At 47.2% G+C, this 15021-nt stretch carries 11 protein-coding genes and 1 riboswitch; of the genes, 8 read left to right on the top strand and 3 right to left on the bottom strand.

Going from position 1 to position 15021, the window contains the following annotated elements; all coding sequences use genetic code 11:
• The 3 genes from R3O62_RS17210 to R3O62_RS17200 are packed head-to-tail and all read right to left on the bottom strand — an operon-like array spanning window position 1 to window position 3740.
• A complete protein-coding gene (locus R3O62_RS17210) occupies window positions 1-2145 on the bottom strand; it encodes a TonB-dependent receptor (protein ID WP_217737500.1) in 2145 nt (714 codons plus the stop codon).
• A gap of 37 nt (window positions 2146-2182) precedes the next feature.
• The gene (locus tag R3O62_RS17205; RefSeq protein WP_122143485.1) at window positions 2183-2851 is read right to left on the bottom strand and encodes an HmuY family protein; all 669 of its coding nucleotides are present in this window, start codon (window positions 2849-2851) and stop codon (window positions 2183-2185) included.
• A 43-nt stretch (window positions 2852-2894) separates the two neighbouring features.
• Window positions 2895-3740: a calycin-like domain-containing protein gene (locus R3O62_RS17200; protein WP_032541472.1), complete on the bottom strand. Its 846-nt coding sequence runs from the start codon at window positions 3738-3740 to the stop codon at window positions 2895-2897.
• Window positions 3741-4148: 408 nt separating this feature from the next.
• On the opposite strand from R3O62_RS17200, the gene R3O62_RS17195 reads away from it, so the two are divergent.
• The 8 genes from R3O62_RS17195 to R3O62_RS17160 all read left to right on the top strand — a co-directional run bounded on the left by R3O62_RS17195 (window position 4149) and on the right by R3O62_RS17160 (window position 14586).
• Complete coding sequence (locus tag R3O62_RS17195; protein WP_005778393.1) at window positions 4149-4493, top strand: DUF6686 family protein; 345 nt, start codon at window positions 4149-4151, stop codon at window positions 4491-4493.
• 46 nt (window positions 4494-4539) lie between these two features.
• A complete protein-coding gene (locus tag R3O62_RS17190; RefSeq protein WP_005778390.1) occupies window positions 4540-5448 on the top strand; it encodes a cation diffusion facilitator family transporter in 909 nt (302 codons plus the stop codon).
• Window positions 5449-6126: 678 nt separating this feature from the next.
• Window positions 6127-7725: an aspartate:alanine exchanger family transporter gene (locus R3O62_RS17185; protein ID WP_005778385.1), complete on the top strand. Its 1599-nt coding sequence runs from the start codon at window positions 6127-6129 to the stop codon at window positions 7723-7725.
• A 280-nt stretch (window positions 7726-8005) separates the two neighbouring features.
• Window positions 8006-8686 carry an HlyD family secretion protein gene (locus R3O62_RS17180; RefSeq protein ID WP_317472776.1) on the top strand — a complete coding sequence of 227 codons (681 nt, stop codon included), beginning with the start codon at window positions 8006-8008 and terminating at the stop codon, window positions 8684-8686.
• Window positions 8683-10212 (top strand): DHA2 family efflux MFS transporter permease subunit, encoded by a 1530-nt coding sequence (locus R3O62_RS17175; RefSeq protein WP_317472775.1) that lies wholly within the window; start codon window positions 8683-8685, stop codon window positions 10210-10212. The genes R3O62_RS17180 and R3O62_RS17175 overlap by 4 nt, the downstream gene beginning before the upstream one ends.
• Window positions 10213-10320: 108 nt before the next feature.
• Entirely contained in the window at window positions 10321-11508 is a 1188-nt protein-coding gene (locus R3O62_RS17170) for a DUF418 domain-containing protein (protein WP_044300259.1), read from the top strand.
• A gap of 383 nt (window positions 11509-11891) precedes the next feature.
• Window positions 11892-12212, top strand: a complete 321-nt coding sequence (locus R3O62_RS17165) for a hypothetical protein (protein WP_005820610.1) — start codon at window positions 11892-11894, stop codon at window positions 12210-12212.
• Between the two features lie 70 nt (window positions 12213-12282).
• Window positions 12283-14586, top strand: coding sequence for a TonB-dependent receptor (locus R3O62_RS17160; RefSeq protein WP_005778375.1), 2304 nt, complete (start codon window positions 12283-12285; stop codon window positions 14584-14586).
• A 169-nt stretch (window positions 14587-14755) separates the two neighbouring features.
• Window positions 14756-14964: riboswitch (cobalamin riboswitch) on the top strand.
• Window positions 14965-15021: the final 57 nt, after the last annotated feature.

The following is a 15021-nucleotide window of genomic DNA, read 5'->3' as shown; positions in this document are numbered from 1 at the left end:
CTATTTTCTGAACATCTGATCGATGTCCAGCGATAACCCTACGGAAAAGTTGGTTCCCGTTGTATAGGGCGAATTGGCGTAATAATAATCGGGGCGATAGTTGAACAGGTTGTTGACAGCCATATTCACATTGATTCCCTTCCATACTCTTTGTGTGAGGATCAGGTTCCACATGGTATATCCCGGATAAGTTACTTTTTCCGTTCCTGCATTCGGATCGTTGGAGGTATACTGGTTTGTTTTCACTTGCGACAAAGCACGTCCGTCGAGTGACAGGTTGAAGTTATAGTGGTCCCACGTTTTGCCGTATTCCAGTCGTACTGTAGCCGAGTGGGGGCGGGTAGAAGTGGTCTTTGCCTGTCCCTCGCGCATGAACTCATGGATGTACGTGTACGAGATGCGTGCGCCTATGCCGCAGGGATATTTGGCAGAAACATTGGCATCGATTCCGGCGATGTCCACCCGTGGAGTATTGGTATATATTTGAGCAATTGTTCCGTCGGTATCTCTGAAAGAGCTATAATCAATGCGGTCGTGCACCAGGTTATAATAACCCGTCAGCGTGAAGTTGTAACGATTCTTGGTGTATTCTCCCGAGAGTGAGAAGTTGTGGCTGGTTTCCGGGGCGAGATCCGGGTTACCGTAAATCATCATGGTGCTTGCCATGTAGAAGTCCATGTGCATCTCCTTCAGGGTGGGCGAACGGAATCCTTGCGCATATGATCCTCTCAGGGAGCAGTTTCCTATCTTGTACATCAATCCCAGATGGGGTGAGAAGTGGCGCACGTTCGATTCGGAGAAGTAATCGAACCGCAATCCGGCAATCACGTTGAAGTGTTCCGTCGGGTTCCAGTCGAATTGTCCGAAAGCGTCGGCAGAGTGCATCGTGTAATCACCGTTATCTTCAAATTGGTACGACATCAGGTAATCTCTCAAGTAATCCGCTCCGACGGTCAACGTGTTTTTATCGTCGAACGTGTAGTTGTAAAGGGCGCGTACGCTGTGTTGCACGTTGCTGTAGTCGCGGATGTCATTCTTGTACGATACCAGATAGTCACTCTTGTCGTACTGGTCGAATGTATAGGCAACTTCCAGGTTGCTTTGGGTATTTAAGTCATAGTTCCCTTTCAGTCCGCCGCTGAATCCGCGATAGCGGTTCTTGGTCTCCAGTGATGCATCCCGTTCACGGAAATAATAACCGGCACGTGCCGTCAGCCGTAGCTGTTCGTTCGGGGTGAACATCAGTCGTTCCTTCACATTCCAGGTCTTGTTGCCATTGATGGTTGTATAGTCTCCCTGTTTCACGTCGTAGGAGTCTATGTTGGTATATTGCACGTTGGTTTGGCTGTAGAACTTACCGGCATTGAACCCCACCGTACCGCCGTGTCGCTGGTCGTTGTGTACTCCAAAACGGGTATTGAGGTTCAGGTTCCACGGATCATCCGAAGCCTTGGTGATAATATTGATTACGCCGCCGATGGCATTCGAGCCATACAGCGTAGAAGCTGCCCCTTTCACGATCTCCACCCGCTCCACGTTGTCCAGGTTGAGGCGGTTATAATCTACATTGTTCAGTGTCTCTCCCGCCAGGCGTTCGCCGTCTACCAGGAAGAGGACGGCGTTACCGCCGAATCCTTGCATGTTGAGTTGCACCTGTTGGTCCATCGAGTAAGAGAATTCGATGCCTGGTAGTTCTACCTGAAGCAATTGTCCGATATTCGTGGCATCCACCTTTTTCAGATCGCCCGCTGTGATTACCCGGGTGATGATGGGAGCATCTTTCAGCAGTTTCGGGGTACGTGTTCCGGTGACGACTATTGTACCCAGATCCATCAGGTCTTCTTTCAGGACGAAATCGAGACGGCCTTGCCGAGCAGCCGTTGTTTTCTTTGAAGTCGTTACATAGCCGACGAATGAGACCTGAATGGTGTACTCCTTCTGGTCCGGAAGTGTCAGGGTGTAGTGCCCTTCCGTGTCGGTGGTGGTACCGACGGATGGCTTTTCTTTCAAAGTGATGGTAGCGCCGACCAGTGCTTCTTTGTCGGTATCGATCACTTTACCGGATATTTTATGTTGTGCGGCAGCTACACTTGTCAGCAAGAGGCTTGCGAAGAGGCAACATGCCTGTTTAAGTAGTCTTTGCATATTTATTTTATTTGTTTTTATCTTTATCAGAGGGTGATTACGGTTCGTATGGATACAGGTAATCAAAAGTCATGTACCCTTTGGCTCCTTTGGCGTTCATATAACTCGTCAGACGAATGGCAGCCATGGTGCCGTCCTCCATCCTAAGCAGATATACCTTATTGGACGGAGTGTAAATGGGAGGCATCTCTCGGGTGTCTACATCGAGCCATTTTGAGAGCTCCGGATTGTAGTCCGACGGGGCGTAGATCAGGTATCCGTCATCCTCCATCATGTGTGAGACGTCGATGGCAATTTTGTTCGTCGTCCATTCGTCTGCCACGAATGTTCCTTGCGGCATGCTGCCCGCATTCTTCAGTGCATTCAAGCTCTGGAAGTCGGTTTCAAGCACTTCACCGCCATTCGTCTTTACATCATACCGATGAATGGCGAGGTCCCATGCAGCCGGATCTTCTGCGCCTTCGGAGGTAATCTTGGCCGAGTCAATCCGCAGGGTGTGCAGGTTGATGTAGTTCCACTTTGTATATTGGGTTGCGTCCACCCGGACTGTACCGCTGTGATTGGCACGGTCTATTGCAATGAAACCGAAATCCTTTGCAGTTTCCGGTTCGTCATAGATGTTACTCAATATCCCATTACAAGCTGAGAACGATACGAGTATCGTTCCCAGCAGAGTAAAGTTCATTAACAGAGAATTTATTTTCATGTAAGTGAGATTGTTCTGTTATCAGGTCTATTCTGTTCTTAACTTATTTATTTGCCGGTACGTCACCTTTGGCGAAAGTGATAGTCAGTCCTCCCATCACGGCCGGCACAGATATTTCAAAAGAAGGAGCCGCTTTCGCCGCGTCGATGGTTCCTTTCAGGGTGCAATCATATGTTTTGGGATCTTTTCCTGCCATGGCCATTACGGTCTCTCCTTCTCCGCTAAGGGTGTACGCATTGCTTTCTGATTTTACGATCGCATTGTTGATGGTGAACTCACCGAAGGAGTCGGAAGTGTATGTCACGTTCACGGTCCCGTCTTCATTAGCAGTCACTTTGATCGTCTGGTCTGCCGCATATTCTCCGTTAGGGAAATATTGCGCTACGGCTTTGGTATAACCCGCGTAAGAGCCTGCAACCATTGCCGCCGCCGGAGCCTCTCCCTGAGTGAAAGTGATAGTCAGCCCGCCCATCACGGCCGGTACGGATATTTCAAAAGAAGGAGCCGCTTTCGCCGCGTCGATGGTTCCTTTCAAGGTGCAATCATACGTTTTGGGATCTTTTCCTGCCATGGCCATTACGGTCTCTCCTTTTCCGCTAAGGGTGTATGTATTGCTTTCTGATTTTACGGTCGCATTGTTGATGGTGAACTCACCGAAGGAGTCGGAAGTGTATGTCACGTTCACAGTCCCGTCTTCGTTAGCGGTCAGTGTGATGCTTTGCTTGTCGGCATATTGTCCGGCAGGGAAATATTGCGCTACAGCTTTGGTATATCCGTCGTATTTTCCGGCTACCACTTGGTTGAGGGGTGTTTCTTCATTCTTGTCGTCATTGCAGGCTGCGCAGGCGCACAACACAAACATCATAGTCAGTAAATTCTTAATTCTCATTTGTTTTCTTATTTTTAATGTTAGTATTCTGATAAATGTGTATGTCTTACTATTATATAAGTATTGAATTATTTTTGAATTCGGATGCAAAGGTAGGCTCAATAAAAAGGGCTTACAATACCTAAATAGTGTGAAAAAGAACTTGGCGGATACCCATAAATAAGTAAGCTCTTTTGAGGATATTATCCGTTTATCCTGCCGGATTTATAGTGTTTTTGTCGCGCTTATGGGAAGCAAAATGCTGAGAAACAGCCCCGTTACAGCACATTCATTTTTGTATTGTCGGATAATATCATTGGTCCGACTCCCTATATGTGATTACCGGTTGCCTGATAATTAGGCATTAATAGGTATTGTCTTCCCACAGTGCTCTGCGTACTTTTGTGCCATTACTAAAATTTCGAAGTTATGATGGAATTAATCAGCAAAACCCGTAATGGAATGATAACCTACTGTGCCCACTGTAAAGTGTATCATCTGGAATTTGGCAACCTCTTCTTTCGTCTGTCCGAGGCTGGTCTTGAATGTCTCCGCAATTATATTGTATCAATCAACGGATCTTATTGTGAGAAGGTAAACCGGAAAATGAATGCTAACCGGAAGATCTTTCTGAAGTTGCCGGCACAGAATGTTTATTTCTGTGTCTGCCAGGCTGAACTTGAAGAACTGAAGTCTCTGGTGTTACTACAGGCACCGGTCGGTGAAGAGGCAGACCACCTGATCTCTTTTATGTATGATATTTCATTGAACTAATTTGTCTGCCGGACTGTTTTAAAAGTAGATAAATATCTTATCGATAATGGTACATTCTCACGAACATCATCATGAGCACGTCCATGAGTTGACGTCGCTCAATAAGTCTTTTATAATTGGCATTACGCTGAACATTTTGTTTGTCCTCGTTGAGTTCGGCATCGGTTTCTATTATGATTCTTTGGGTTTACTCTCCGATGCCGGACACAATTTGGGCGATGTGGCAAGTCTTGTGTTGGCTATGCTTGCTTTCCGGTTGGCAAAAGTGCACCCTAACAGCCGTTATACGTATGGTTATAAAAAAAGTACGGTATTGGTATCTTTGCTCAATGCTGTCATCCTTCTGGTTGCTGTCGGTATTATCGTCACTGAAAGTGTGGAGAAATTATTTCATCCTGTTCCCGTTGAAGGTGCTGCCATTGCTTGGACAGCCGGGGTAGGGGTAGTCATCAACGCCATCACAGCCTGGCTCTTTATGAAGGACAAAGAAAAGGATCTTAATGTGAAGGGAGCTTATCTGCACATGGCTGCCGATACGTTGGTATCAGTGGGAGTAGTCATTTCGGGTATTGTCATCATGTACACCGGCTGGACGATTGTCGATCCGATTATCGGTCTGGTGATTGCTGTTATAATTGTTATATCAACCTGGGGCTTGCTGCATGACAGCCTTCGCCTCTCACTTGATGGAGTCCCTGTAGGCATCGATAGTGGGAGGATCGGACAGGTTATATTGGAACAATCTGGGGTAGAGGGATACCATCATCTACACATCTGGGCGTTGAGCACTACCGAGACAGCCTTGACTGCCCATATTGTGATAAACGATTTACGCCGCATGGAAGAGGTGAAGCACAAGATCAAGAACGAACTGGCACATGCCGGTGTCAGCCATGTCACTTTAGAGTTTGAGTATAAAGGGGCTTGTTGTGAAGGGGAAGATTGTATGTGTTGAGAAAATCAGTTCTTCTTGAAAAGCAATTTGTCAATCTGATATTTAAAACGTGTCAGAATCCCCTGTTTGGCTTCCTGTCCGGAGGCCTTGGAAAAAAACGCAGGGAAATCGCTTCACTCTTTTTTGTATTGGCAGATATTACATCCGTCCGGTTGCCATCCGATAGCAATTGGAATCCATTTTGGTAAATAAGGGTCTTCTTTTATATTTCTACTTTCTATTTGATCATTTGTCTATAACTTGGACAGTAGGTGAAATAGAAGGAAAAGATCTTTTCAATGTCTTTTCCTCACTTGGATAATACCTTCCACTCCGTATCATTATGGTATATTAGCCGGAGGGTTACGCCATCCCCGCCGGATGGCGTAACCCTTTTGTGTTTATCCTTACCCGTTTTTGCCCGGAAGTCCGTAAATTCACCCTGTTTATACTGCCCTGGGAAGGGGGGAATCCGTTCGCTTCTGCCGAATTTTCTTCTGTTTGCTCTCTTATTGCGGTTGTACGTGTTAGTGAATTCTTTTCTTTTGCATCTTTTTGTTAATGATCTACCCCATATGTCTATCTTTATGTTTATAAATACTTTGCAGACCTTGGAAATTACTTCTTCTTTTACTATAACCGAAAACAGTTTTTTACGTACCTTTGCACCACTAACAACTAAAATTAACCTTTTTATTTATGTTTACTGACTTATTGCACTCCTCTTATTTCTCGCTCTTCCTTATCGTAGCGTTAGGCTTCATGTTGGGAAGAATCAAGATCAAGGGGCTATCGCTCGATGTGTCGGCGGTCATCTTCATTGCCCTTCTTTTTGGGCATTTTGGTGTAATTATCCCAAAGGAACTGGGTAATTTCGGATTGGTACTTTTCATTTTTACGATCGGTATCCAGGCAGGTCCGGGATTTTTCGATTCTTTCCGTAGTAAAGGGAAGACGCTGATCATCATTACACTTCTTATCATTGCTTCGGCCTGCTTTACGGCTATCGGTTTGAAGTATGCTTTCGATATAGATACTCCCAGTGTGGTAGGTCTGGTTGCCGGAGCGCTGACCAGTACGCCGGGTCTGGCTGTTGCCATCGACAGCACCAATTCTCCATTGGCGTCTATCGCTTATGGTATTGCCTATCCGTTCGGTGTGATTGGCGTCATCCTGTTCGTGAAGCTGTTGCCTAAGATTATGCGTATTGATCTTGACAAGGAGGCCCGTCGCCTCGAGATAGAACGCCGGGGACAATTCCCGGAGTTGGGGACCTGTATCTACCGCATCACGAATCCGAGCGTATTTGGCCGCAGCCTGATGCAGATCAATGCACGTGCCATGACAGGAGCCGTTATTTCACGTCTGAAACATCAGGAACAGATATCCATCCCGACAGCCCATACAGTGCTTCGTGAAGGAGACTACATCCAGGCAGTGGGTAGCGAGGAAGCATTGACCCAACTGGCCGTACTGGTGGGTGAACGTGAAGAAGGTGAACTTCCATTGGAAAACACGCAGGAGATAGAATCGTTGCTGTTGACCAAAAAGGACATGATAAATAAACAGCTGGGCGACTTGAACCTGATGAAGAATTTCGGCTGTACCGTGACCCGTGTTCGCCGAAGCGGTATCGACCTTTCACCGTCACCCGATCTGGCACTGAAGTTTGGTGATAAACTGATGGTGGTGGGCGAGAAGGAAGGTATCAAAGGAGTAGCCCGTTTACTGGGAAACAATGCCAAGAAGCTGTCCGACACCGATTTCTTCCCTATTGCCATGGGTATTGTGCTGGGAGTTATTTTCGGTAAGCTTAATATCTCGTTCCCGGGAGGATTATCTTTCTCACCGGGATTGACTGGTGGTGTGCTGATGGTGGCTTTGCTGCTGAGCGCGGTGGGTAAAACAGGTCCTATCCTCTGGTCTATGTCAGGCCCTGCCAACCAGTTGCTCCGTCAGTTGGGATTGTTGCTTTTCCTGGCCGAAGTAGGCACATCGGCCGGTAAGAATCTGGTTGCTACTTTTCAGGAGAGCGGTTTATTGCTGTTCGGAGTAGGTGCGGCCATCACCCTCGTACCGATGTTGATCGCTGCGTTCGTTGGGCGTCTGGTGTTTAAAATCAGTCTGCTCGATTTGCTGGGTACCATAACCGGTGGCATGACCAGTACACCGGGGCTTGCCGCTGCCGATTCCATGGTAGACAGCAATATCCCGAGTGTAGCTTATGCAACGGTATACCCGATTGCAATGGTATTCCTGATCCTGTTTATACAGGTGATAGCAACGGTAGTATACTAAGTTATTCCACCGGAGAGTTCCGGGGGCATGTCAAATTTTACCACAGAGGACACAGAGTGACACAGAGATAATTCTAAGTTGTTGATTACTATAGTAAATACTCTGTGCTACTCCGTGGTGAAAAGACTTTCGACGCACCTCCATGACTTAAAAATCACTCTGTGTTACTCTGCGCCTTCTGTGGTGAGTTTTTCAGTGGAATCCGATTCCTTTTTCTTCCCTTTCCAAACCTTTTCTTGCGGATTTTGTTTCCATCCTTGTAACTCTAATCCCAAGAATTATGGACGCTGCAAATACATCGAATCCTTCTGATAAGAAAAAGTTTATCTGGCTGGTGATATTGCTTATCATCGCTTTTGTCGTTGCCATTGTATGGTGGTGGAACTATCGGAAATACGTCTCTACGATAGACGCAAATCTCGATGGCGTCCGTGTCAACGTTTCTGCCCGTGTGATGGCTCCGCTGTCTGCGGTCTTCAAACACGAAGGAGACAGCGTGAAGAGAGGTGAATTACTGGCCATGCTGGATAGTACGGCAACTGAGAATTACCGGATCGTTTCGCCGGTAGATGGCCTGATAGCCAAACAGTGGGTGGTTCCCGGCGATTTGTTGCAGCCGGGCGAAAACATCTTCATTCTGAACGAAGGTAAAGAACTCTGGGTGGCTGTCTATTTGCAGGAGACTAAATTTAACGAGATCCGTATGGGACAATCGGCCCTTTTCACCCTCGACGCCTATCCCGGACTGACGTTTTATGGAAAGATTTTCTACATCGGTGCCAACGCTGCATCCGAGTTTTCCCTGATTCCTCCCGATAATGCTTCCGGCAATTATACGAAGGTAGCCCAAAGGATTCCATTGAGAATCTCGATCGACCGGGTGGAAGGGAAAGAGAAATTGAAAGCAAATCTCCGCCTGCTTTCGGGGATGTCTGCTAACGTGAAGATTATCAAAGAATGAAAGAAGGTTCTTCTTATAAGTGGATCGTACTGGGCAACATTATGATAGGCACCTTTATGGCGGTGCTGGACTCTACTGTTGTCAACACCGGACTGCCTGTGATAATGGGTACGCTCGGTGCGGACATCAATGTGGCCGAATGGGTACTGACGGGATACATGCTTTCGATGGCAAGTATTCTGCCTGCCGCCGGATGGCTGTCCGAACGCTTCGGTTATAAAAAGATCTATTTCTTATCCTTGCTTGTCTTTACAGCCGGCTCCTTCATGTGTGGAAGTTCGTCCACTATCGAAGAACTTATTTTCTGGCGGGTGATCGAAGGTTTTGGATGTGGCATGCTCCTTCCCGTCGGTATGGCTATTGTGAGCGATGTATTTCCGCCCGAACAACGGGGGACGGCATTGGGATTCTGGTCTATCGCTTCCGCCGCTTCGGTCTCTTTTGGTCCTACCATTGGTGGATACCTGGTTGATTACATGGACTGGAACTATATCTTTTACGTCAATATCCCGATAGGGATTCTCGCTTTGATCGTAACTGCCATTGTACAGAAGGAACATGTGAAAGGAACCAAAGTTCCCTTCGATATTCCCGGTTTCATCACTTCTGCCATTTTCCTGCCTGTCTTTATGTATGGGCTTTCCGAAGTCAATTCGTCCACCAACTCCATGGGATGGAACAGCCCCGTAGTGCTCGGAGCTATGTGGATTGCGGTGGTCACCTTTATTTTGTTTCTCTACTTTGAGTTCACTGTCAGGACACCGCTTATCAATCTGCGCCTGTTTGTTGACAAGGACTTTGCGTTATCCAACCTGATCCTGTTTGTCTTTGGTATCGGTATGTTCGGCAGTACGTTCCTCATTCCTCTTTATTTGCAGGACAATCTGGGGTACTCTGCTTTGCAGGCCGGTATGTTTTTTATGCCTGTGGGCATTATCCAGGGAGTCGCTTCGCCTTTATCGGGTAAACTGATGCAGCGCATCAATCCCAAAGTCTTTATTGTGTCGGGCATTCTGTTGATGGCCGTCAGTTTCTATATGAACTATTACCTCTCTTTCCTGACCGAAAAGTGGTATATTATGCTGAGTCTCTATTTGCGTGGGTTGGGTATGGGCTTGCTTTTCACTCCGTTGCTGACTCTGTCGTTGGTGAATATCCGTAACAGCGATATGGCACAAGCCTCCAGTATCACCAATATTGTCCGGCAGATGGGAGGAAGTTTTGGGGTGGCCATCTTCAGCCATCTGCTGACGCAGCGTACGGCTTTTCATACACAGCGATACAGCGAAGCCCTGAACTATACAGGAAACGTATACCGCCAGACTATTCACTCTTTAAGCCGCTTCATAGAACATACGGGAGGCAACACACCCGATACCGCCAAGGAAGTGGCAGAAATGCTGGTACTGAAGCGTATCGATCTGGAGGGATATATCAGTGCCATCAACGACGATTTCTTCATTGCCTTTATTGTCACGTTGCTGTGCGTTGTTCCGGTACTGTTTCTCAGGACGAAAAAAAGATAATGTATGTAGTTTCGTACTTACATATAGGTATGAAGTGAATGATTTATCACTTCATTTTATTACTTTTGCCACTTATTCAATAACCGTATCTTAAAAACAACAAAAAACATGCGACAAACAATTGCTTCAAAAACTCCCCGTATCGAGGTTGTAGATGCCTTGCGCGGCTTTGCCGTAATGGCGATCCTGCTGGTTCACAACCTTGAACATTTTATCTTTCCTGTGTATCCCGATGTTGCTTCCCAGCCGGAGTGGCTCAATATTCTCAACGAAGGAGTGTTCAGTGTCACGTTTTCCCTGTTCGCAGGAAAAGCCTATGCCATCTTCGCTCTGCTCTTCGGATTAACGTTCTACATACAATATGCCAATCAACAGAAGAAAGGGAAAGATTTCGGTTACCGTTTTCTCTGGCGTCTGCTCCTGCTGGGTGGTTTTGCTACCTTGAATGCAGCGTTCTTTCCGGCGGGAGATGTCCTGCTGCTGTTTTGTGTGGTCGGTATCTTTCTGTTTATTGTCCGCAAATGGAGTGACCGGGCAGTATTTATCCTGGCTGTCTTCCTGCTGTTGCAGCCCGTGGAGTGGTACCACTACGTGATGAACCTTGTTAATCCGTCCCATTCCTTACCCGATTTAGGAGTAGGGCAGATGTATGCTGAAGTGGCGGACTATACTAAAGAGGGAGATTTCTGGAAGTTCATCTGGGGGAATGTGACCTTGGGGCAGAAGGCGAGCCTGTTTTGGGCGATAGGTGCAGGGCGTTTCCTGCAAACGGCCGGACTGTTTTTGCTGGGAATGCTGATCGGACGGAAACAATTATTTGTCACCTCGGAGAGTACGACCCGTTTTTGGGTAAAAGCACTGATCTGGTGTGCTGTGTTATTCGGTCCTCTCTATCAGTTGAAAGTACAATTGACGGATGCCGGTCAGCCGGACATGATACGCCAGACGGTGGGTGTGGTGATGGATATGTGGCAAAAGTTTGCTTTCACCATTGTGCTGGTTGCTTCGTTCGTATTGTTATACCAAACGGAAAAGTTCAAGAAGCTGACTGCCGACTTGCGCTTTTACGGTAAGATGAGTCTGACGAACTACATCTCCCAGTCCATTGCCGGAGCCATTATCTATTTCCCGTTTGCGCTCTATCTGGCGCCTTATTGCGGGTATGCCGTCAGTTTGCTGATCGGTTTTCTGTTCTTCCTCTTGCAGGTTCGCTTCTGCAAATGGTGGTTGAAAGGACATAAGCAGGGACCGTTGGAAAGCCTTTGGCACAAACTGACCTGGCTTCGTTCGGAATAAACAAAATTCACCACAGGGGACACAGAGGACACAGAACGAGATTCAAGCCGCTGATTATCAATATCAACAATCAGTGGCTATCTGTGTAGTCCTGTGGTGAAAAGGCTTTTAGCACAGCCCTTCTGTTGTATGACACCGTTCTACTTGCCATCCCATTGTTTCCCTTTGCATGGACCATACTTGCAATAGAGTCCTTTCCGTCCTTTTTTCTTTTTCATGTCCTATATCACATTTTCTTAATTAATAATGATGAAAATGTGTGAACAATCTACCTTGAAGCGGTGTTACACTTATTATCCCCATAAATAGGGATTGTTCCGTAAGGGAATACTTCTTATCTTTGCCACAAAACTAAACGGATGAAACAATGCTGTCAGATCATAATGCGATGGTTTTTGCCTGTACTCTTTATATCGTACATGGCAGGTATCACGCTCTTCACCCACTCACATGTAGTGAACGGGGTGACCATTGTCCATTCGCACCCGTTTAAGAAAGATTCTCCCCATAGTCACACCACAGTCGAATTTCAATTGATTCATTTGCTGAACCATGTGGTGACTACCGGAGCCGGTCTCTTCTTTCTATCCCTTCAGTTTATTGCTTGTCTGCTCTATACGCTTTCGTGGCGTCCGGAGAGGGCAGGATACCATTCGTCTGTTACAGGCGTGGTATCGTTGAGAGCGCCGCCTTCAGCCGTATAAAGCATCTCTCTCACTCTTACTGCTTTATTTAGAGAAACTTATTTAGTAATTTTACTATCCAGAAACGAAAATGAAGAAATACATATTTTTCCTCGTTAGCCTGTGCTGTGCCTTGTTGCCGGCTATGGCCGACCAACCGGAACACCCGGAACTGAAAGCTTCCGATGCGAATATCATCGGACATGTACTCGATAAAAAAACGGGTGAACACCTCTCTTATATAACGATTGCTCTGAAAGGAACCACGATTGGCACCGTGACGGATGCCACCGGACACTATTTCCTTAAAAACCTTCCCGAAGGGGATTTCGTCCTCGAAGCCAGTTCGGTTGGTTATAAAACCATCAGCCGCAACGTCACGCTTAAAAAGGGGAAGACGCTTGAAGAAAACTTCGAACTGGAAGAGGATGCCGTAGCCCTCGACGGAGTGGTGGTGTCTGCCAATCGAAGTGTGACCAAACGGAGGTTGGCACCTACGCTGGTCAATGTGGTGGATATGAAGATGTTCGAGAATACGAACTCGCCTACACTCTCGCAAGGACTGAACTTTCAGCCCGGTGTGCGTGTGGAGACGAATTGCCAGAACTGCGGGTTCCAGCAGGTGCGCATCAATGGTCTGGACGGCCCCTATACGCAGATTCTTATCGATTCGCGTCCCATCTTCAGTGCCCTTTCCGGTGTTTATGGTTTGGAGCAGATTCCTGCCAACATGATTGAGCGGGTAGAGGTGATGCGTGGTGGAGGTTCTGCGCTGTTTGGTTCGTCTGCCATTGCCGGAACCATCAATATCATCACTAAAGAGCCGTTACGCAATTCGGGGCAGTTGGCACACACCATTACTTCTATTGGCGGCAGCTCGTCTTTCGACAATAATACCTCGCTGAATGCTTCGCTGGTGACCGACGATCACCGGGCAGGACTCTATGTGTTCGGTCAGAACCGACATCGCGATGCGTATGATCACGACGGGGACGGTTATTCCGAAATGCCTAAACTCAAAAACCAGACAGTAGGTTTCCGTTCGTTCCTGAAAACAAGTACATACTCCAAACTAACGTTTGAGTATCATCACTTGCAGGAGTTCCGCCGTGGCGGCAACATGCTGAACCGTCCGCCTCACGAAGCCGATATTGCCGAGCAGATTCAGCATTCCATCAATGGTGGGGGATTGAAGTTCGACTATTTTGCTCCGAACGAAAAGCACCGCCTGACACTGTATACATCGGCACAGCATACGGACCGCGACAGCTATTACGGTAGTAAAAAGGACCTGAATGCCTATGGAAAGACGACGGACCTGACCTTTATCGGCGGTTCCCAGTATGTGTACAGTTTCGATAAATGCCTCTTTATGCCTGCCGATCTGACTGCCGGGCTGGAATATAACCGGGACAATCTGAAGGATGATATGTGGGGATACAATCGCTATACCAGGCAGACGGTGAATATCGGTAGCGCTTTCTTCCAGAACGAATGGAAAAATGAAAAGTGGAGTATCTTGCTGGGCGGACGTCTGGACAAGCATAATCTGATCAACCATGTCATCTTCAGTCCCCGTGCCAATTTGCGTTTCAATCCTACACAAGACGTCAACCTCCGTCTGAGCTATTCTTCCGGATTCCGTGCCCCCCAGGCTTTTGATGAAGACCTGCATATTGAGAATGTGGGCGGAACGGTGTCTATGATTGAGCGCGCCAAGAATCTCAAAGAAGAGAAGTCGCAGAGTTTCAGTGCTTCGGCGGATATGTATCACCGCTTCGGTGCTTTTCAGGTGAACTTCCTGGTAGAAGGTTTCTATACCAAGCTGTCGGATGTGTTTGTTCTCGAGAACATCGGAGTGCGGGACGGGATTCTGATTAAAGAACGTCGCAATGGTTCGGGAGCGAAAGTGCTGGGACTGTCGATGGAAGGAAAAATGGCTTACCTCTCTTTGTTCCAGTTGCAGGCGGGAGTCACCTTGCAGCAAAGCCGCTATGACGAACCCGAAAAATGGAGTGAAACGGCACCGGCTCAGAAGAAGATTTTCCGTACTCCGAATACCTATGGATATTTCACGGCAACCTATACCCCTGTCAAACCGCTCTCCGTTTCCTTGTCGGGAACCTATACCGGTTCGATGCTGGTGCAGCATATGGCAGGTTATATCAAGAATGACATAGCGGTCAATACGCGCGATTTCTTCGATATGGGAGTTAAGTTGGCCTATGATTTCAAACTTTATAAGACGATAGACCTCCAGTTGAGCGCCGGTGTACAAAATGTGTTCAACGCTTATCAGAACGACTTTGACCAGGGAGTGGAACGTGACTCCGGATATATCTATGGGCCGGCTGCTCCGCGAAGCTATTTTGCCGGAGTAAAGATCAGCTATTAAGCCCGTTGCAATTAGTCTGGAAACCGAGCCTCTGCTTGGTTGAAACGAAGGCTCTGTCCCGGTCGGACGGAGCCTTTGTTCTGTCCGGACAGAGCCTCTGTTTTACTTCGGCAGAGGCTCCGATTGAAAAAAGTATCTCTCTGAACACAAATATCTGATTTATTGTTTTTATATTTGTCGGCAGATTGGTTCGCCAAAGCTTTCCTGCTTCTGGCGATTAAAAGGGAACCGGGTGTGACTCCCGGACAGTCCCGCTGCTGTGAGGCTTTAATACAAACATTCCGATCGGATACTCTTTTGCCACTGGCTCGTGTAAGCCGGGAAGGCGTTCGGAATGGAAGCTAAGTCAGAAGACCTGCCACTCTCGCTGATAAGTCTTGGTTCCTCGTGGGTTAGGAGCAAAGCACAATAGTAACAATCAATATTAAAAACGTA

Source organism: Bacteroides hominis, assembly GCF_033042785.2.
Classification (GTDB): domain Bacteria; phylum Bacteroidota; class Bacteroidia; order Bacteroidales; family Bacteroidaceae; genus Bacteroides; species Bacteroides hominis.
The sequence above is the reverse complement of the archived record's forward strand: the minus strand, read 5'-3'. Positions and strand labels throughout refer to the sequence as shown.

Bases quoted from the DNA above. Each gene is read 5' to 3' on its own strand.
- R3O62_RS17185 (WP_005778385.1), top strand. From the start codon at position 6,127: ATGTTTACTGACTTATTGCACTCCTCTTATTTCTCGCTCTTCCTTATC.
- R3O62_RS17205 (WP_122143485.1), bottom strand. From the start codon at position 2,851: ATGAAAATAAATTCTCTGTTAATGAACTTTACTCTGCTGGGAACGATA.
- R3O62_RS17175 (WP_317472775.1), top strand. From the start codon at position 8,683: ATGAAAGAAGGTTCTTCTTATAAGTGGATCGTACTGGGCAACATTATG.
- R3O62_RS17210 (WP_217737500.1), bottom strand. From the start codon at position 2,145: ATGCAAAGACTACTTAAACAGGCATGTTGCCTCTTCGCAAGCCTCTTG.
- R3O62_RS17170 (WP_044300259.1), top strand. From the start codon at position 10,321: ATGCGACAAACAATTGCTTCAAAAACTCCCCGTATCGAGGTTGTAGAT.
- R3O62_RS17195 (WP_005778393.1), top strand. From the start codon at position 4,149: ATGATGGAATTAATCAGCAAAACCCGTAATGGAATGATAACCTACTGT.
- R3O62_RS17200 (WP_032541472.1), bottom strand. From the start codon at position 3,740: ATGAGAATTAAGAATTTACTGACTATGATGTTTGTGTTGTGCGCCTGC.
- R3O62_RS17190 (WP_005778390.1), top strand. From the start codon at position 4,540: ATGGTACATTCTCACGAACATCATCATGAGCACGTCCATGAGTTGACG.
- R3O62_RS17165 (WP_005820610.1), top strand. From the start codon at position 11,892: ATGCGATGGTTTTTGCCTGTACTCTTTATATCGTACATGGCAGGTATC.
- R3O62_RS17180 (WP_317472776.1), top strand. From the start codon at position 8,006: ATGGACGCTGCAAATACATCGAATCCTTCTGATAAGAAAAAGTTTATC.
- R3O62_RS17160 (WP_005778375.1), top strand. From the start codon at position 12,283: ATGAAGAAATACATATTTTTCCTCGTTAGCCTGTGCTGTGCCTTGTTG.